Here is an 18526-nt window from a genome sequence, read left to right as displayed (position 1 = left end):
CAACCCGGGACAAGCCGATCCGGCCGGACGTTAGGCTGCCTTGCGTGTCGGAGGACCTGAGCGGGCGACGAATCGCGCACTACCGGATCGATGGTGTGCTCGGCCGCGGTGGCATGAGCGTGACGTACCGGGCCACGGACGTGAGACTGGGCCGCAAGGTCGCGCTCAAGGTCATCGGTGAGCACCTCGCCCCCGATGCCGAGTTCCGCGAGCGGTTCGTGGACGAGGCGCGCAACACGTCCGCGATCGACCACGCGAACATCGTGCCGCTGTACGACTTCGACGAGGTCGACGGCCTGCTGTACATCGCGATGCGGCTCGTGGACGGCCAGGACCTGGCCGGTCACATCAAGGAGGGGCCGCTCACCCCCGCGCGCACGTTGACGCTGCTCGCCCAGGTGGCCGAGGCGCTCGACATGCTGCACGGCAAGGGGCTCGTGCACCTCGACGTGAAGCCGGCGAACGTGCTGGTCACGCAGAAGGAGGGCGTGCGCGAGCACGTCTACGTCGCCGACTTCGGCCTGACCCGCCGCGGCGCCACCGGCCACCGCACCCGAACGGGTGATTTCCTCGGCTCGCCGACCTACGCGGCGCCGGAACACCTGCGGGGCGAGCCCGTCGACGGCCGCACCGACCAGTACGCGCTCGCGTGCATGCTCTTCGCCTGCCTGTCCGGCCGCCCGCCGTTCCAGGGCGGCGTGCAGGAGGTCATCGCGGGCCACCTCAGCAACGTCGTGCCCGCGCTCTCGCAGCTCGTGGCGTTGCCGCCGGCCATCGACGAGGTCATCCGCAAGGGCACCTCGAAGGACCCTGCGCAGCGGTTCGCGAACTGCGCCGAGCTGATCAACGCCGCCCGCGTCGCCCTCGCCGGGGTCGCGCAGGGCTCGGCTCCCGCTCAACTCGGGCCGCAGTCCGGCTCGTTCCCCGCTCAAGGGCCGGTCTCGGGGCCGATGCCCGCGCAGCAGGACCAGTTCCAGCGCGCCTACGCGCAGCAGCTGCAGGACCCGGTCCGGCTGCGCCCGCCGAACCAGGTGGGCGCGAGCGCGTTCACGTCGACCCGCAAGAAGGAGCGCCCGGCGTGGTTCGCGCCGGTCGTCGCGGCCGCGGTGGCGATCGTGGTGATCATCGTGCTGGTCGTGATCCTCTCGCCGGGTGACGAGCCCGCGCGGCAGCCGAAGACCAACTCCTCGCCGACGCTGAACATCGGTGACGAGCCCACGTCGAAGAAGCCCCTGCCGACCTCTGTGCCGGTGCGCACATCACGCTGAGAGTCGCCTGGGAGTCGTCCGGGTTCGCTTGCACTCGCCGTGCCCGAGTGCTAAACACGAACTAGCACTCGGCTCGTCCGAGTGCCAAAGCAGTGAGGCTGGGAGGGTGAGGCCCTCCGGGGTCGTCCGTCGCGGGCACCAACCTGGCCACTGCACCGTGTTCCGCTGTGGGCGTGTGCCCGCAGTGGCCCAGAATCCACAAAGGCGGAGGAACACACCGCAATGGCCAAGATGATTGCGTTCGACGAGGAAGCCCGTCGCGGTCTCGAGCGCGGGATGAACATCCTCGCTGACGCCGTCAAGGTGACGCTCGGCCCGAAGGGCCGCAACGTCGTGCTCGAGAAGAAGTGGGGCGCGCCGACCATCACCAACGATGGCGTCTCCATCGCGAAGGAGATCGAGCTCGAGGACCCGTGGGAGAAGATCGGGGCCGAGCTCGTCAAGGAGGTCGCGAAGAAGACCGACGACGTCGCGGGTGACGGCACCACCACCGCGACCGTGCTCGCCCAGGCACTGGTCCGCGAGGGCCTGCGCAACGTGGCCGCGGGCGCGAACCCGCTCGGCCTCAAGCGCGGCATCGAGCAGGCCGTCGAGGCCATCGCCGAGCAGCTGCTGAAGAACGCCAAGGAGATCGAGACGAAGGAGCAGATCGCTGCTACCGCGTCCATCTCCGCCGCTGACCCCACGATCGGCGAGCTCATCGCCGAGGCGATGGACAAGGTCGGCAAGGAAGGCGTCATCACCGTCGAGGAGAGCAACACCCTCGGTCTCGAGCTCGAGCTCACCGAGGGCATGCGCTTCGACAAGGGCTACATCTCCGGTTACTTCGTGACCGACCCCGAGCGCCAGGAAGCCACGCTGGAGGACCCGTACATCCTCCTGTTCGGCTCCAAGATCTCCACGGTCAAGGACCTGCTCCCGCTCCTCGAGAAGGTCATGCAGGGCGGCAAGCCGCTCCTGATCATCTCGGAGGACGTGGAGGGCGAGGCCCTGGCGACCCTGGTCGTCAACAAGATCCGCGGCACCTTCAAGTCCGTCGCCGTCAAGGCGCCCGGCTTCGGTGACCGCCGCAAGGCCATCCTCCAGGACATCGCCACCCTCACCGGTGGCCAGGTCATCACCGAGGACGTCGGCCTGAAGCTGGAGAACGCCGACATCTCGCTGCTGGGCAAGGCCCGCAAGGTCGTCGTCACGAAGGACGAGACGACCATCGTCGAGGGTGCCGGTGACGCCGACCAGATCCAGGGTCGCGTCAACCAGATCCGCGCCGAGATCGAGAAGTCGGACTCCGACTACGACCGCGAGAAGCTCCAGGAGCGCCTCGCCAAGCTCGCCGGCGGCGTCGCCGTCATCAAGGCGGGCGCGGCCACCGAGGTCGAGCTCAAGGAGCGCAAGCACCGCATCGAAGACGCGGTCCGCAACGCCAAGGCCGCCGTCGAGGAGGGCATCGTCGCCGGTGGTGGCGTCGCGCTGCTCCAGGCCGCCGAGGTCGCCTTCGCGGGCCTGAAGCTCACGGGCGACGAGGCCACCGGTGCCAACATCGTCAAGGTCGCCGTCGAGGCGCCGCTGAAGCAGATCGCCGTCAACGCCGGCCTCGAAGGCGGCGTCGTGGTCGAGCGCGTCAAGTCCCTGCCCTCGGGCGAGGGCCTCGACGCCGCGACCGGCGAGTACAAGGACCTGATCAAGGCGGGCATCATCGACCCGGCCAAGGTCACGCGTTCCGCGCTGCAGAACGCCGCGTCCATCGCCGCCCTGTTCCTGACGACGGAAGCCGTCGTCGCGGACAAGCCGGAGAAGAACGCCGCTCCGGCCGCGCCGGACGCCGGCGGCATGGACTTCTGAGTCCGTCCGCTTCGCTTCACCTCTGAAAGGCCCGGTTCGCTTCGGCGAGCCGGGCCTTTCGGCATGCCGGGGCGGAGGAGCCGTGCAGGGCCGGGCGCAGCGGGCACGCCAGGGGTGCGGGACGAGCTGCTGAGGCGCGGAGGGCTTGCTGGCGAGCGTGCCGGGACGGCTGCGGGGACGCGCAGGGGCTCGCGGGGCAACGGCTGGCTTGCGAGGAACGTGCGGGGTGCGCATGCCTAGACGGGTCATGGAAGGCGTGAGGATCGGCATGCCGGAGACGAGCCGTGAAAGGTCTGGCCGAGGTGAGCCGGGGCCGGCGGCGCGTAGGCGAGTCGAGAGCCGACCAACGGCAACTGGGCCGGCCGGTGGCGGCGGAGGTGTCCGGAGTGAAGCTGGAGGGCGTGGGACCGGCGGCGCGGAGCGGCTGCCGGCGAGGTGAACCGCAGAGGCAGGATGCGGCGATGGCAGGCCCAGGCCCCGGCAATTCAACGCAATGGCGCAGCCGAGCCGTGTGAACCTTCACAGCCGGGCAGCGGGCAGAAAGCAGTCACGACGGCGATCGGGGCTCGACTTCGGGTGCGTGGCCTTGAACTTGACCATTCGGCCGGGCTTCACAGACCGGCCTTCAAAGGCAGAGAAAGGCCTCGCAAGGGTCCTGAAGTCGAGCCCCGATCGCGATCGTCGCGAAGTGGCGATGACCAGCTCCGTCTCGTCCCCACCTGCGCAACCGCCCTCACAAGGCGGCAAACGCAACAAACCCCAGAACCCAGAAACGCCACCAAAAAATCAAAGCATGATCGTGGGCGTGACAACAGTCCGCCCAGGCTCCCCGCGAGAGTTCACCAAATGCACCAAGATCTGCGTGGTCCCAGCCGGTACGTCCGGCAGAACGAACCGCCCACCGTCATCAGCCCGAGTGCAGGAGGACTGATGATCGGCCACCCGAACCTCGACCTCGTGCTCCCCGGCCGGCACCAGCCACCCGTCGATCCGGTGCCGTGACCCGGTCGAGGTGAAGTTCACCATCAACGTGAGGTTGTCGACGGTGAAGGTGATCGTGCCGGTCTGCCCGCCCCGGACCCCGGCGAACGATCCCGCGCGTTCCCACCGGGCCACTTCCACGTCCAGCGACTCCAGGGCGATCGCGAACTTCACGCGGTCCACCAGGTCGGCGGGTGGCGGGTCCAGTTCGTCGACGAGCCTGTTCAGTTCGGAGAGGACTGCGGTGTCCTCAGGGCCCCTGCGGTCGTCGCGCGGGTCGATCTCGTTCACCGCGATCCTCCTTCCGTCTCCAGGTAGTTGCGCAGCAGTGTCAGACACCGTCCCCTGGTCGGACCGATGCTGCCGTGGGGCATGGCCAGTGCCTCGGCGACTGCCCTGTACTCCGCGCGGCCCGCGAGCACGGTGAGCCGGAGCAGTTCCTGGCACCTCGTGGTCAGGCGGCCGAACGCGAGCCACAGGCGGCGGTCGCGGTCGTCCATCAGCGTCACGTCCTCGGGCAGGCCGGTGTCGGACTCGAGCTGTTCGGCGTATTCGTCGGACAGGTGCGTTTCACGCTTGTTGGGTGTCCAAGTTCGGCGCGCTTCACGCCTCGTCGTGACCACCAGGTAGCCGACCAGGGCTTTTGGCTCGTTGATGTTCTCGATGTTCTTCAAGAACGCGAGCCACACGGTCTGCACGACGTCTTCCGCGGAGGTTCGGTCGAGTCCCTGTCCGCGCGCGACGTGCCACAGCAGCGGGGTCAGCTCGTCCACCAGAACGTTCAGCGCGTCCCGGTTGCCCTCGCGTGCCGCCGACACGCACATGGCGTGCCGTTCGGTGCCCTCAAGCCCGTCCCACGGCGGTCGGTCGTCCGCCGTGTGCAGCTCGTCCATGCAGCACCTCCGATCGGCCGCCCTGTCAGCGCCGTCCGCCAACTCATGAAGGGCTAACTGGGCGGTAGATACCAAATTCACTCGATTGGAGCAGTATTGCCGCCAAGTGACCCTCATCTTCCTCCGGGTACGCCAGCGGCCCGTGATTCCCCCTCCGAGTCACGGGCCGCCAGTGATGGGAGCTCGCGCCGGCCGGCACCCCTCGAACCGGCTGACGCTCGCTCCACGCCTGAACAAAGCGCTCAACGGAAAAGAGCGAAACTCAGGCGAGCAGATACAGCCTCTGACGCACCGAACGGCCCGTGCGCTCCCGATTTCCGAAAGCACACGACAAAGAACGTTATGGTCTAGACCATGCCGATTCTCGAAGTGATCGCACTGGACGCGCAGGACGCGCAGGCTGCTCAGGCCGGCGGCGCCGACCGGCTCGAACTGGTCGCCGACATGGCCTCGGACGGCCTCACGCCGTCGGTCTCCACCTTCAAGGAGGTCCAGAAGGCCGTCGACATCCCCATCCGCGTGATGCTCAGGGACGCCAAGGGGTTCGCGCCCGGTGACCTCAGGCAGCTGCGCAGGCAGGCGCGCGACCTCAGGGACGCCGGCGCCACCGAGTTCGTCCTCGGTTTCCTCGACGCGGGCGGCGAGATCGACGAGGGTGTCACCCTCAACCTCGTCGCCGAGCTGGAGGGCTGCGCCTGGACCTTCCACCGCGCTCTCGACAACTCCGGCGACGTCTTCCGGTCGTGGGAGGTCGTCAAGACCCTCGGGTGTGACACGGTGCTCGCCGCGGGCAGCGCGAAGGGCGTCGAGGACGGCATCGAGAACCTGAAGAAACTCGTCACCCAGGCCCCGCCCGCGCTGCTCGTCGGCGGCGGTCTGCAGACGCGTCACGTGCCGGAGTTGCTGGCAGCGGGCGTGAACGGATTTCACGTCGGCAGCGCGGTCCGTCCGTCCGGATGGGACTCCCCGGTCGATTCGGCATCAGTTCGGGAATGGGTCAATCGTCTGGTCTAGACCCTTGACGTAGTCCGTTCTACAGTCACGTTGCTTCCTGTGAAATAGCTGTTGCAACATACGCAACGTGAAGGGCGCGACGACGATGCGGCTGAAGACACTTGCGGCGGTGCTGGGCGTGGGCGCGGTGGTCGCCTGCGCACCGGTGCAGTCGGGACCGACCAACTCCGGCACGGACGAGCAGACGGGACAGCTGCGCGTGTGGCTGTTCGACGAGGTCAACCGCGGCCCCAAGGAGGCCGTGGTCAAGGAGGCGATCTCCGAGTTCCAGGGCAAGCACGCCGGCGTGACCGTCGACGTGCAGTACATCCAGGTGTCCAGTCGGGCAGAGCGCTTCAAGGCCGCGTTCAGCGACCCGAAGAGCGCTCCGGACGTCGCCGAGTTCGGCAACACCGACCTCGCGGGCTACGTGTCCGCGGGCGGCTTCTCCGAGCTCGACCTGGGCAAGTGGGACGAGTCGAAGGACCTGGTCCCGACGATCCTCGACACGGCCAAGGTCGATGGCAAGACGTACGGCGTGCCGTGGTTCGTCGGCGTGCGCGCGTTGTACTACCGCACGGACGTGTTCACCGAGCTCGGCCTCAAGCCGCCGACGACGTTGGACGAGATCGCGACGACGGCCCGTGAGATCCGGCAGCGCAAGCCGGAGCTCATCGGAATCTCGGCCGGTGGCAAGTACCTGTTCGCCGCGCTGCCCTTCATCTGGGCGCAGGGCGGGGACCTGGCGAAGTCCGACGGCGGCAAGTTCACCGCCGCGATCGACAGCGCCGAGGCCAAGGCCGGTGTCGCCAAGTACACCGAGCTGATCAAGGACGACATCTGCCCGCCCGCCACCTGCGCGGGCAACGGCGGTGACGCGAGCGTCGAGGCGTTCCGCGCGGGCAAGGCCGCCATGACCATCGGTGGCGACTTCAACCGCAAGTCCGTCGACGCGTCCAGCGCCGCGGGCAAGTACGGCGTCGTACCGCTGCCCGGCAAGGAGAAGGGCTCGATCGCGCCCGCGTTCGCCGGCGGCAACCTGCTCGGCGTCATGAAGGGCACGCAGCGCAAGACGCTCGCCAACGAGTTCACGCAGCTGCTCGCGTCGAAGAAGTACCAGCAGAAGATGTACACGGCGATGGGCAACCTGCCGACGTTCACCGACGTGCAGAAGCAGGTCGCGGACTCCGACAAGTTCCTGGAGCCGTTCACCAAGACGCTGCAGTCCGGCACGAAGTTCGTCCCCGTCACGCCGGCGTGGGCGAAGATCGAGGCGCAGACCGTGGTGCCGACGATGCTCCAGGAGATCGTCACCGGAGCGAAGAACGTCGACACAGCGACCGCCGACGCCGCCAAGACCATGAACGCGGCCTTCACGTCGTGAGCATGACCGCCAAAGGCCAGGGGCGGACCGCGTTCGCCTACCTGGCTCCAGCGCTGCTGATCCTCGGGGGCCTGCTGGCCTACCCGATCTATCAGCTGGTGCTCATCTCGCTCTACGACTACGGCCAGGAACAGGTCAGCGGCGGCGCGCCGCTCGAGTTCCTCGGTCTCGGGAACTACCAGAAGCTGCTGGGAGACCAGCAGTTCTGGACGGTGTTCGGGCAGACCGTCGCGTTCGCGGCGGTCTGCGTGGTCGGCACGTTGCTTGTGGGCGCGTTCCTCGCAATCCTCGCCACCCGCGTACGCACGTGGGTGCGCATGACGTTGTTCCTGGCGGCGCTCGGCGCGTGGTCCACGCCCGCCGTCGCCGGTTCGACGATCTGGCTCTTCCTGTTCGACGCGAACTTCGGGTTCGTGAACGAGGTCCTGGGCATCCAGGGCTTCTCCTGGACGTTCGACAAGTGGACGGCGTTCGGGCTCGTCGCCGCACAGGTGATCTGGTGCTCGTTCCCGTTCGTCATGGTGACGCTCTTCGCGGGCATCAAGGCGATCCCGGGCGAGGTGCTGGAGGCCGCCGCGCTGGACGGCGCGTCGGCGTTCCGCACGGCGTGGAGCGTCACGCTCCCGTTGCTGAAGCCGATCATCCTCGTGGTGACGATCCAGTCGATCATCTGGGACTTCAAGGTCTTCACGCAGATCTACGTGATGACGAACGGCGGCGGCATCGCCGGGCGCAACCTCGTGCTCAACGTCTACGCCTACCAGCAGGCGTTCGCGGCGTCGGAGTACGGCCTGGGCGCGGCCATCGGTGTCGTGATGACCGTGCTGCTGCTGGGAATCACGATGTTCTACCTGCGTGCGCTCAAGAAGTCGGGGGAGGTCCTGTGAGGCGCTGGCTGACCGAGGGCTTCGTCCTCATCGTCGCCGCGGTGGTGGCGTTCCCGCTGTTCTGGATGGTGCTGAGCGCCTTCAAGCCGGAGGACGAGATCATCTCGGCCGACCCGGTGCCGTGGACGACGCGGCCCACGCTCGACAGCTTCACGCGGGCGCTGACCGTCGCGAACTTCGGGCGCTACTTCATGAACAGCATCATCGTCGCGTTGATCGTGGTCGCCCTGAGCATCCTGGTCTCGTTCCTCGCGGCGACCGCGCTGACCCGCTTCCGGTTCCGCAGCCGCACGACGCTGCTGATCATGCTGCTGGTCGTGCAGATGGTGCCGGTCGAGGCGTTGACCGTGCCGCTGTTCTTCCTGATGCGGTCCGTGGGCGACTCGGTTCCGGTCTTCGGCCTGAACCACCTCGGCTCGCTCGTGCTGGTGCACCTGGCTTTCAGCCTGCCGTTCGCGATCTGGATGCTGCGGGGCTTCGTCGCCGCGGTGCCGGTGGAGCTGGAGGAGGCCGCCACCCTGGACGGCGCCTCGCGGTTGAGGTTCCTGTGGCAGGTGCTGTTCCCGCTCGTCGCGCCCGGCCTGGTGGCGACGAGCGTGCTGTCGTTCATCCACGCCTGGAACGACTTCCTGTTCGCCAAGACGTTCATCATCTCGGCCGTGGAGAACCAGACCCTGCCGCTGGCTCTCCAGGTGTTCGTCAAACCCGACCAGAACGATTGGGGCGCGATCATGGCGGGCTCCACCCTGATGACCATCCCTGTGCTCATCTTCTTCGTGCTCGTGCAGCGCCGGCTCGTGTCCGGTCTCGCGGGGGCGGTGAAGGGATGAACCTCCTCCCGCGACCGGTGTCCTACGTGGACGGCGGCAGACTCTGCGAGTACCAGGGCTGGGAGACCGTCCTCGTCGACGGGCCTCCCGGCGGCTATCGGCTGCTGTCCTCGGACGACGGCGTGCTGATCGAGGCGAACGACGCGGCCGGCGAGATGAACGCGCTGCAGACGTTGCGGCAGCTCCTCGGCGTGCAGTCGTTCCGGGCCGCAGGGGAGAAGCCGTCGGTCATCCCCGCGTGCGAGATCGTGGACCACCCGCGGTTCGCGTGGCGGGGCGTGATGCTCGACGTCGCCCGGCACTTCCTGCCCAAGCGGGAGGTGCTGCGCTACGTCGAGCTGCTGTCCGTGCACAAGCTCAACGTCCTGCACCTGCACCTCACCGACGACCAGGGCTGGCGCTTCGAGTGCCGGCGCTACCCGAAGCTCACCGAGGTCGGGTCGTGGCGGGAGGACTCGCGGTTCGGCGACCGGCGCTCCGGTGGGCTGAAAGGCCGTCCGCACGGCGGTTTCTACACGCAGGACGACCTGCGGGAGATCGTCGAGTACGCGCGGGCACGGCACATCACCGTCATCCCGGAGATCGACGTCCCGGGGCACTCGCAGGCGGCGATCGCGGCCTACCCCGAGCTGGGCGCGCACGGCGGTGGCGTCTGGACCGACTGGGGCATCAACGAACGCGTGCTCAACACGGAGGAGTCCACAGTGGACTTCTACCGGAGCGTGTTCGACGAGCTGATGGACGTCTTCCCCGCGGAGATCATCGGACTCGGCGGCGACGAGGCGCCCGGTCACGAGGACGGCGTGCTGGTCCGGGCGATCGCGGAGCACGTCGTCAGCCGGGGACGCCGGCCGTACGGGTGGGACGAGGTCCTGGACGCCCGTCCGCTGCCTCCGGACACGGTCGTCGCGTCCTGGCGCGGCGTGGAGAACGGCGTCACGGCGCTCGGCGCGGGTCACGACGTGGTCATGTGCCCCGAGCAGCACGTCTACCTGGACTACCGGCAGTCGGACTCGCCCGACGAACCGATCCCGGTCGGAACGGTGACGACGCTGGAGGACGTCTACGCGTGGGACCCGGTGCCCGAGGGCCTCACGGGCGAGGAACCCGGACGGCTGCTCGGCGCGCAGGCGAACATCTGGACCGAGCACCTCGACTCGGCCCGGCGGGTGGACTACGCGGCGTTCCCCAGGCTGGCCGCGTTCGCCGAGGTCGTGTGGTCCCCGGCGGAGAAGGACCCCGAGTTCGTGCGACGGCTCCAGGAGCACCACCTCCCCAGGCTCGACGCCCTGGGGGTGGAGTACCGGCCCCTCACCGGTCCCCACCCCTGGCAACGGCTACCTGGTGTTCCCGGGTTCCCACGGTGATCACACGGCCGGCTCTTCCTCGGGCATGAGGATCCAGGCGGCGACGTAGAGGATCGCTCCGGTGCCGAACCCGAGCAGCGTCGCCGCCACGAGGATGATCCGCAGGATCGCGGCGTCCACGCCGATCATCTTGGCGACGCCGCCGCAGACACCGGCGAGCATCTTGTCGCTGCGGCTCCTGCGGAGCTTCTTGACCTGGGCTGTCGCGTCGTCGAGCACGTTGTTCGTCATGCACCAAGAATCGCGATCTCCACGACCCGGCACATCGGTGAGCACCCCGAATCCGACCCTGATTCGGGGTGCTCACCCCAGGGTCAGTCGAGGCAGAACTCGTTGCCCTCGACGTCCTGCATGACGATGCAGGACTCGTTCTCCTCGTCCGCCTCCATCACGCGCACCAGCGTCGCGCCCAGTGGTTCGAGCCGGGCGCGCTCGGCCTGCAGCGCGGCGAGACGTTCCACGCCCACGAGCCCGGTGCCGGCCCGCACGCAGACGTGCACGCGGTTCTTGACGACCTTGCCCTCGGGAACGCGCTGGAAGAAGAACCGCGGACCCTCACCCGACGGGTCGGCGCAGGAGGACCACGAACCGTCGGACTCCGGCGGAGCGTCGTAGCCCAGCACCTGGCTCCAGAACTCCGCGACGCGCACGGGTTCCGCGCAGTCGAACGTGACCTGGATTTTCTTGATCGACGCCATTCGCCCACGGTAGTCGTACCCTGAGCCTCATGGAGTCCCCTGAGGAACTGGCGTCAGGGCTCGACCGCGCGGGCTACCTGCCGGACGGCGGCATCGCCACGGCGGCGTTCCTCGCGGTCGCGATGGGCCGGCCGTTGTTCCTCGAAGGCGAACCCGGCACCGGCAAGACCTCGCTCGCACTGGCGCTCGCCAGAGCGCTCGACGTGCCGCTGATCCGCCTGCAGTGCCACGAGGGCATCGACGCCACCCAAGCCCTCTACGACTGGGACTACCCGCGCCAGCTCATGCACCTGCGAGTCCTCGAGACCCGTGGCGAGGTGGACGAGGCGTCCCTCTACACGCGACGGTTCCTGCTGGCCAGGCCGCTGCTCCAGGCGTTGGAGACCGCGCCGTGCGTGCTGCTCGTCGACGAGATCGACCGGGCGGACGACGAGTTCGAGGCGTTCCTGCTGGAGGTGCTCTCCGAGAACGCGGTCAGCATCCCCGAGTTCGGCGAGATCAGGGCGACGACACCGCCGCTGACCGTGCTGACCTCGAACCGCACCCGCGAGGTGCACGACGCGCTGAAGCGCCGCTGCCTCTACCACTGGCTGGAGCACCCGTCCCTGGACCGCGAGGTGGCGATCCTGCGCCGCACCCTGCCCGGCCTCGACGACCGGCTCGCGCAGAAGGTCGCCGAGGCCGTGCAGAAGATGCGCGGCCTCGATCTGCTCAAGCCGCCGGGCGTCGCGGAGTCGCTGGACTGGGCGCGCGCGTTGCAGGCGCTGGGCCGCGCGGAGCCGGACGAGGAGACCCTCGGCGCGGTGCTGAAGTACCGGGAGGACGCGGAACGCGTGGTCGGGAGCACAATCGTGGGGTGACGGAAGCCTGCGTGGGGTTCACGAGCGTCCTTCGGGGCGCCGGCCTTCAGTGCGGGCCCGATCGCGTCCAGGCGTTCCTGCGGGCCACCGAGCACGTCGGCCTCTACTGGGCCGGGCGCCTCACGCTGTGCGCCGATCCGGACGACCTGCCGCGCTACGACGCCGTCTACCGGGCGTACTTCGGCGGCACCCCGCCCCGTCCACGCACGACGGTCGAACTGGACTCGCTGACCGTCGGCGTGGCCGCGTCCGACGTGGAAGTGTTGAAGCACAAGGACATCTCCGAGTTCAGCGCCGGTCCGTTGATCGCCCGGCTGAAGCCGCTGCCGCCGCGCAGGCGGTCACGCCGGCTGCGCAGGGCCCGGCGCGGGCGGATGGACCTGGCCCGCACGGTGCGCGCGATGATCGAGACCGGCGGCGAGATCGCCCTGCCGCGCCACCGCCGCCGGGGCGTGAAGGCGCGCCGGCTGGTGTTGCTGATCGACGTCTCCGGCTCGATGGCCGCCTACTCGGACGCGCTGCTGCGGTTCGCGCACGTCGTCGCGCACGCCATGCCCGTCGAGGTCCGCACGATCGGCACCCGGCTGACCCGCGTGACCCGTCAGCTGCGGGAACGCGACCCGGAACGGGCCGTCCGCGCCGCGGGCCGGGCGATCCCGGACTACGAGGGCGGCACCCGGCTCGGGGACGCGCTGCGGCGGTTCAACCAGCAGTGGAGGCAACGGGGTGCGGTGGTCGTGCTGTTCAGCGACGGCTGGGAGCGGGGCGACCCGAGCCTGCTGGCGACCGAGATGGCGAGGCTGCGGCGGGTGAGCCACAAGGTCATCTGGGCCAACCCGCACGCCGGCAAGGCCGGGTACCGGCCCGTTCAGCGCGGGGTGTTGGCCGCGCTGCCCCACGTCGACACGATGGTCGCGGGCCACAGCGTGCACGCGTTGGAAGAACTGCTGAAGGAGGTGCGCCGTGCGTGATGTCCTCTACGACCTCGCCGAACGGGTGGCGAACGGCGAGACGGTCGGGGTCGGCACGGTGGTCGCGACCTTCAGCTCGGCACCGAGGCCCGCGGGTGCGGCGATGCTCGTGACGCAGGACGGCGAGGCGGTCGGCAGCGTGTCCGGCGGGTGCGTCGAGGGGGCCGTCTACGACCTGGCGCAGTCGCTGGAGACCCCGGTGCTGCAGCGGTACGGGGTGAGCGACGACGACGCGTTCGCGGTCGGGCTGACCTGCGGCGGGATCATCGACATCTACGTCGAGAAGATCAACGCCGAGACTTTTCCGCAGCTCGGCGAGGTGGTCGAGACGGTCCGCGCCGAGGAACCGGTGGCGGTCGCGACGGTGATCGAGCACCCGGACGGCATCGGCCGGCGCATGGTCGTCTGGCCGGACCGGCGTGACGGCAGCCTCGGGTCCGCGCGGATCGACGACGCCGTGGCGGACGACGCGCGCGGCATGCTGGCCTCCGGTCGCAGCGGCGTGCTGCAGTACGGACCGGACGGTCAGCGGCGCGGCGAGGGCATGAGCGTCTTCGTGAGCTCGTTCGAACCGCCGCCGCGCATGCTCGTGTTCGGAGCGATCGACTTCGCCGCCGCGATGGCGAGGCTCGGCGCGTTCCTCGGCTACCGCGTGACGGTCTGCGATGCACGGCCCGTGTTCGCGACACGGAGCCGTTTCCCGGAAGCCGACGAGGTCGTCGTCGGCTGGCCGCACAAGTACCTCCAGGCCGAAGCGTCCAAGCTCGACGAACGCACGGTGATCGCGGTGCTGACGCACGACCCGAAGTTTGACGTGCCGTTGCTGGAGGTCGCGTTGCGACTGAAGGTCGGGTACGTGGGGGCGATGGGATCGCGCCGGACACACGAAGATCGACTGAACCGGTTGCGGGAAACGGGTTTGACCGAATCCGAACTTGCGGCGTTGTCGTCGCCGATCGGGCTCGATCTCGGCGCCCGGACACCTGAAGAGACCGCAGTTGCGATTGCCGCAGAGATCATTTCCTTGCGGTGGAAGGGAACCGGACGCCGGTTGGCGGAGATCGAGTTGCCGATTCATCGGTGATCGGGTTGTTGAACCCGCAAACAGGGAGCAAGCTGGAGTGACCCTCGTCACTGAAGGCCCCACCACCCTGGGAGGGTTTCAATGCACATCTCGGTCAACGTCGACGGAGTGACATACGCCGACGAGGTCGAACCCCGCCTCCTGCTCGTGCACTACCTACGGGAGCGATTGAGCAAGACCGGCACCGTCGTCGGTTGCGACACCGGCAACTGCGGCGCCTGCACTGTTCACCTCGACGGCCACAGCGTGAAGTCGTGCCAGATGTTGGCCGTGCAGGCGAACGGGCACGACGTCACCACGATCGAAGGCCTCGCTCGCGACGGCAAGCTGCATCCCGTGCAGGAGGCGTTCCACTCGAACCACGCGTTGCAGTGCGGTTTCTGCACGCCCGGCATGATCATGCAGGCCATCGACCTGCTCGCGGACGAGTCCGACCCCGACGACGAGACCGTGCGCAAGGGCCTGGAGGGCAACCTCTGCCGGTGCACCGGCTACCAGAACATCGTGCGCGCCGTCCAGGACGCGGCCCAGCGGATGAAGCCCGGCGCGGGCCCGAAGCAGGAGCAGCACAGCGACGAGCACGTCTCGTCGAAGCAGCCGGTAGGTGGCGAATGACCGCCACGGCCGAGCCGGAGGTGGGCAAGGCGCGGCTCCGCAAGGAGGACGCGCGCCTGATCACCGGCCAGACGAGGTGGACCGACAACCTGCAGCTGACCGGCATGCTGCACATGGCGGTGCTGCGCAGTCCCGTCGCCCACGCCCGCATCACGAACATCGACGTCAGCCGCGCGACGACGCTGCCCGGCGTGGCCGTGGTCCTGACCGGCGAGGACCTCGCCGCCGAGCAGGGTTCCCTGCCGTGCGCCTGGCCGATCACCGAGGACATGAAGTCGCCGCCCGCGCCCGCGCTGGCCGTCGACCAGGTCAACTTCGCGGGTGAGGCCGTCGCGCTGGTGATCGCCGACAGCGCGTACCACGCCGCGGACGCGCTGGAAGCGATCGACGTGGACTACGAGGACCTCCCGGTCGTGCTCGACATGGAAGAAGCGTTGCGGGACAACGACCTCGTGCACGCGGACCTCGGCACGAACAAGTGCGCGACGTGGATCTTCGACTCCGCCGAGGCCGGTGCCGGGACGAACGTGGAGGACGAGATCGCGGCCGCCGAGGTCGTGATCGAGCGGACGTTCCGCCAGCAGCGGCTGATCCCGGCGTTCATGGAACCGCGGTCGGTCGTCGTGGACTCGACCGCGGGCATGTTCACCGTGTGGTCGGCGACGCAGATCCCGCACATCCTGCGGTGGATGCTCTCGGCCGTCACGGGCATCTCCGAGAGCAAGCTCCGCGTGATCGCGCCGGACGTCGGCGGTGGCTTCGGCGGCAAGCTCCAGGTCACGCCGGAAGAGCTGCTGTGCCTGCTGGTCGCCCGCCGCATGGGCCGGCCGGTGAAGTGGACCGAGACGCGCACCGAGTCGATGCTCGCCGCTCACCACGGCCGCGACCAGGTCCAGAAGATCACGCTGGCCGCCCGCCGCGACGGCACCGTGACCGGCCTCAAGGTCGAGCTGCTCGCCGACATGGGCGCCTACCTGCGCCTGGTCACGCCGGGCGTGCCGATCCTGGGCGCGTTCATGTTCAACTCGATCTACAAGTTCGCCGGCTACCGGTTCGAGTGCACCAACGTGTTCACGAACAAGGTGCCCACGGACGCCTACCGCGGCGCCGGACGGCCCGAGGCGACGTTCGCGATCGAGCGGATGATGGACGAGCTCGCGGTCGAGCTCGGCATGGAGCCGATGAAGCTCCGCGAGATGAACTGGATCAAGCACGAGGAGTTCCCGTTCACCACGGTCGCCGGCCTGACTTACGACTCCGGCAACTACGAGGCCGCCACGGCCCGTGCGATGGAGTTGTTCGGGTACGACGAGCTGCGCGAGGAGCAGGCACGCCGTCGTGCGGACGGTGCCGTTCTGCAGCTCGGCATCGGGATCTCCACGTACACCGAGATGTGCGGGCTCGCGCCGTCCCGGGTGCTGGGCGCGTTGAGGTACGGCGCGGGCGGGTGGGAGACCGCGTCGATCCGCATGCTGCCCACCGGCAAGGTTGAGGTGATCACCGGGACCTCGCCGCACGGGCAGGGTCACGAGACGGTGTGGTCGCAGATCGTCGCCGACAAGCTCGGTGTCCCGTTCGAGGACATCGAGGTGCTGCACGGCGACACGGCGACGTCGCACAAGGGCATGGACAGCTACGGCTCGCGTTCCCTGGCCGTCGGCGGTACGGCCCTGGTGCACGCGGCGGACAAGGTGCTGGCCAAGGCGCGGACGCTGGCCGCGCACATGATGGAGTGCGACGAGGCGGACGTGGAGTTCGCTTCCGGCTCGTTCTCGGTCCGCGGCACGTCGACGGTCCGTGCACTGGGTGACGTGGTGTTGGCCGCGCACGTCGCGCACGACCTGCCCGAAGGCATGGAACCCGGCATGGACGCCGACGCCACGTTCGACCCGGACAACTTCTCGTACCCGCACGGAACCCATTTGTGCGCAACGGAAGTCGACACCGAGACGGGCATGGTCAAGATCGTCCGGTACGTCGCCGTGGACGACGTCGGCACGGTCGTGAACCCGTTGATCGTCGACGGTCAGGTGCACGGCGGGCTCGCGCAGGGCATCGCGCAGGCGTTGTACGAAGAGGCCACGCACGACGAGATGGGCACGCTGACGTCGGCGACGCTCGCCGACTACCTCGTGCCGTGCGCGGCCGACCTGCCCTCGTTCCTCACGGACCGCACGGAGACGCCGGCGACGTCCAACCCGTTGGGCGCCAAGGGAGTCGGCGAGGCGGGCACGATCGCGTCGACACCGGCCGTGGTGAACGCCGTGCTGGACGCCGTGCGGCACCTGGGCGTGCGGGACATCGAGATGCCGATGTCGCCGGAGCGCGTGTGGACCGCGTTGCAGGGCAGGCCGGATCCCGGTGCGGGTGACGTGGCCGCGGGTGGGCTCGGTTCGATCGACGCGCAGGGAGGACAGTCGTGATCCCGGCGGAGTTCAAGTACCTCTTCCCGTCCACTGTGGACGAAGCCGTGCGGATGCTCGCCGAGGAGGGCGAGGACGCCAAGGTCATCGCGGGCGGGCAGTCACTCGTGCCGGTGCTGCGGATGAGGCTGGCGGCACCCACGGCGTTGATCGACATCGGCGGCCTGACCGAGCTGACAGGCGTGCGCGACGATGGCGACTCGTTGCTCATCGGAGCCATGACCACGCATTACGAGGTGCAGCGCGATCACCTGATCCACGACCACGCGTTGCTGCTCAAGCTGGTCACGGACACCGTGGCCGACCCGCAGATCCGGCACCGCGGCACGTTCGGCGGCTCGCTGTGCCACGCGGACCCGGCGGGCGACCTGCTGGCACCCGCGCTGGCACTGGACGCGGTGATGATCATCGCCGGGCCGTCCGGGCGTCGTGAGGTGCCCGCGGCGGAGTTCTTCGTCGACTACTTCACGACGGCGCTGGCCCCCGACGAGATCCTGCTCGACGTCCGCGTCCCGAAGTACACCGGCTGGGGCGCGCACTACGAGAAGCTCAACCGGGTCGCGCAGGCGTGGTCGATCGTCGCGGTCGCGGCGGCCGTGCAGGTCAGCGACGGCCGGATCGCCGCGGCCAGGGTCGGTCTCACGAACGTGGGGTCCGGGCCGCTGCGCGCGGTCGAGGTCGAGGAGGCCCTGGTCGGGCTGCCCGCCACCGCCGAGTCGATCTCGGCCGCCGCGGTGCGGGCGTCGTCGGGAGACGGCTACAAGGACAACCTCGCTCGGGTGCTGACCGGTCGCGCGCTGACGGCGGCGGTCGGATGAAGTTGACGCACTCGTTCACCTCTCCTGGGCCCGCCGAGGAGGTGTGGGAGGCGCTGATCGACCCCGAGAGGGTCGCGCCGTGCCTCCCCGGTGCCACGCTGACCTCCGTGGACGGCAAGACGTTCAGCGGGGAGGTGAAGGTGAAGCTCGGCCCGGTGCAGCTGCTGTACCGGGGCACCGGCGAGTTCGTCGAGATCGACCCGGTGCTGCGCCGTGCCGTGATGAAGGCCGCGGGCAAGGACACCCGCGGCAACGGCACGGCGTCCGCGGTGGTGACCTTCGTGGTCGGCGACTCGGTCGAGGTGGAGACCGACCTGGCGATCACCGGCCGTCCGGCCCAGCTCGGCCGCGGCCTGATCGCCGAGGTCAGCGGCAAGCTCGTCGACCAGTTCGCGGAATGCCTGGCGGGCACGCTGGGATCCGTGGATCCTGGCGAGGTGGCGCAACAGCAGCATCTCCGAGTGGTCCCCGACGAGCCGATCGACCTGATCGACACGGCAGGCGTTCCGGTGTTGAAGCGCGTGCTGCCCCTGGGGGCCGCAGCGCTGGCGGTCGCGCTGTTCGTGGTCCTGCGACGACGGCGGCAGCGCTGAGGCGTGCGGTCCGGTGGCC

The 18526-nt window shown here is 69.0% G+C and carries 18 protein-coding genes; 14 read left to right on the top strand and 4 right to left on the bottom strand.

Features of this window, described 5'->3' with window-relative positions; all coding sequences use genetic code 11:
* The first annotated feature begins 44 nt into the window (after positions 1-44).
* Positions 45-1268: a serine/threonine-protein kinase gene (locus ACWF7A_RS32125; protein WP_452254254.1), complete on the top strand. Its 1224-nt coding sequence runs from the start codon at positions 45-47 to the stop codon at positions 1266-1268.
* A 222-nt stretch (positions 1269-1490) separates the two neighbouring features.
* The gene (groL, locus tag ACWF7A_RS32120) at positions 1491-3110 is read left to right on the top strand and encodes a chaperonin GroEL (protein WP_452254253.1); all 1620 of its coding nucleotides are present in this window, start codon (positions 1491-1493) and stop codon (positions 3108-3110) included.
* Between the two features lie 786 nt (positions 3111-3896).
* Here groL and ACWF7A_RS32115 read toward each other — a convergent pair.
* Both ACWF7A_RS32115 and ACWF7A_RS32110 read right to left on the bottom strand, forming a co-directional pair.
* Positions 3897-4373: a carboxypeptidase regulatory-like domain-containing protein gene (locus ACWF7A_RS32115; protein WP_169746023.1), complete on the bottom strand. Its 477-nt coding sequence runs from the start codon at positions 4371-4373 to the stop codon at positions 3897-3899.
* A 5-nt stretch (positions 4374-4378) separates the two neighbouring features.
* On the bottom strand, positions 4379-4984 hold the full coding sequence (locus ACWF7A_RS32110) for an RNA polymerase sigma factor (RefSeq protein ID WP_452254252.1): 606 nt from the start codon (positions 4982-4984) through the stop codon (positions 4379-4381).
* A 354-nt stretch (positions 4985-5338) separates the two neighbouring features.
* Between ACWF7A_RS32110 and ACWF7A_RS32105 the strand changes: the two genes are divergently transcribed.
* The 5 genes from ACWF7A_RS32105 to ACWF7A_RS32085 all read left to right on the top strand — a co-directional run bounded on the left by ACWF7A_RS32105 (position 5339) and on the right by ACWF7A_RS32085 (position 10445).
* Positions 5339-5998: a copper homeostasis protein CutC gene (locus ACWF7A_RS32105; RefSeq protein ID WP_452254251.1), complete on the top strand. Its 660-nt coding sequence runs from the start codon at positions 5339-5341 to the stop codon at positions 5996-5998.
* Positions 5999-6083: 85 nt separating this feature from the next.
* A complete protein-coding gene (locus tag ACWF7A_RS32100) occupies positions 6084-7361 on the top strand; it encodes an extracellular solute-binding protein (protein ID WP_452254344.1) in 1278 nt (425 codons plus the stop codon).
* 2 nt (positions 7362-7363) lie between these two features.
* Positions 7364-8248: a carbohydrate ABC transporter permease gene (locus ACWF7A_RS32095; RefSeq protein ID WP_394614177.1), complete on the top strand. Its 885-nt coding sequence runs from the start codon at positions 7364-7366 to the stop codon at positions 8246-8248.
* Positions 8245-9078 carry a carbohydrate ABC transporter permease gene (locus ACWF7A_RS32090; RefSeq protein ID WP_452254250.1) on the top strand — a complete coding sequence of 278 codons (834 nt, stop codon included), beginning with the start codon at positions 8245-8247 and terminating at the stop codon, positions 9076-9078. Before ACWF7A_RS32095 ends, ACWF7A_RS32090 begins: the two co-directional genes overlap by 4 nt.
* On the top strand, positions 9075-10445 hold the full coding sequence (locus ACWF7A_RS32085) for a beta-N-acetylhexosaminidase (protein ID WP_452254249.1): 1371 nt from the start codon (positions 9075-9077) through the stop codon (positions 10443-10445). The genes ACWF7A_RS32090 and ACWF7A_RS32085 overlap by 4 nt, the downstream gene beginning before the upstream one ends.
* On the opposite strand, the gene ACWF7A_RS32080 is transcribed toward ACWF7A_RS32085, so the two are convergent.
* Together ACWF7A_RS32080 and ACWF7A_RS32075 are read right to left on the bottom strand one after the other, a co-directional pair.
* Positions 10446-10676, bottom strand: a complete 231-nt coding sequence (locus tag ACWF7A_RS32080; protein WP_452254248.1) for a PspC domain-containing protein — start codon at positions 10674-10676, stop codon at positions 10446-10448.
* A gap of 83 nt (positions 10677-10759) precedes the next feature.
* Positions 10760-11143 carry a VOC family protein gene (locus ACWF7A_RS32075; RefSeq protein ID WP_452254247.1) on the bottom strand — a complete coding sequence of 128 codons (384 nt, stop codon included), beginning with the start codon at positions 11141-11143 and terminating at the stop codon, positions 10760-10762.
* Positions 11144-11172: 29 nt separating this feature from the next.
* Between ACWF7A_RS32075 and ACWF7A_RS32070 the strand changes: the two genes are divergently transcribed.
* The 7 genes from ACWF7A_RS32070 to ACWF7A_RS32040 all read left to right on the top strand — a co-directional run bounded on the left by ACWF7A_RS32070 (position 11173) and on the right by ACWF7A_RS32040 (position 18507).
* Positions 11173-12003: an AAA family ATPase gene (locus ACWF7A_RS32070; protein ID WP_452254246.1), complete on the top strand. Its 831-nt coding sequence runs from the start codon at positions 11173-11175 to the stop codon at positions 12001-12003.
* Positions 12000-12974, top strand: coding sequence for a vWA domain-containing protein (locus ACWF7A_RS32065; RefSeq protein ID WP_452254245.1), 975 nt, complete (start codon positions 12000-12002; stop codon positions 12972-12974). Before ACWF7A_RS32070 ends, ACWF7A_RS32065 begins: the two co-directional genes overlap by 4 nt.
* Positions 12967-14058 (top strand): XdhC family protein, encoded by a 1092-nt coding sequence (locus tag ACWF7A_RS32060; protein ID WP_452254244.1) that lies wholly within the window; start codon positions 12967-12969, stop codon positions 14056-14058. Before ACWF7A_RS32065 ends, ACWF7A_RS32060 begins: the two co-directional genes overlap by 8 nt.
* A gap of 81 nt (positions 14059-14139) precedes the next feature.
* Positions 14140-14673, top strand: a complete 534-nt coding sequence (locus tag ACWF7A_RS32055) for a (2Fe-2S)-binding protein (protein ID WP_452254243.1) — start codon at positions 14140-14142, stop codon at positions 14671-14673.
* Positions 14670-17096 carry a xanthine dehydrogenase family protein molybdopterin-binding subunit gene (locus ACWF7A_RS32050; protein WP_452254242.1) on the top strand — a complete coding sequence of 809 codons (2427 nt, stop codon included), beginning with the start codon at positions 14670-14672 and terminating at the stop codon, positions 17094-17096. Before ACWF7A_RS32055 ends, ACWF7A_RS32050 begins: the two co-directional genes overlap by 4 nt.
* Positions 17093-17914 (top strand): FAD binding domain-containing protein, encoded by an 822-nt coding sequence (locus ACWF7A_RS32045; RefSeq protein ID WP_452254241.1) that lies wholly within the window; start codon positions 17093-17095, stop codon positions 17912-17914. Before ACWF7A_RS32050 ends, ACWF7A_RS32045 begins: the two co-directional genes overlap by 4 nt.
* The gene (locus tag ACWF7A_RS32040; RefSeq protein WP_452254240.1) at positions 17911-18507 is read left to right on the top strand and encodes an SRPBCC family protein; all 597 of its coding nucleotides are present in this window, start codon (positions 17911-17913) and stop codon (positions 18505-18507) included. Before ACWF7A_RS32045 ends, ACWF7A_RS32040 begins: the two co-directional genes overlap by 4 nt.
* Positions 18508-18526: the final 19 nt, after the last annotated feature.

This window comes from Lentzea sp. NPDC055074 (genome assembly GCF_053608005.1).
This window is presented reverse-complemented; position numbering and strand designations above follow the sequence as displayed.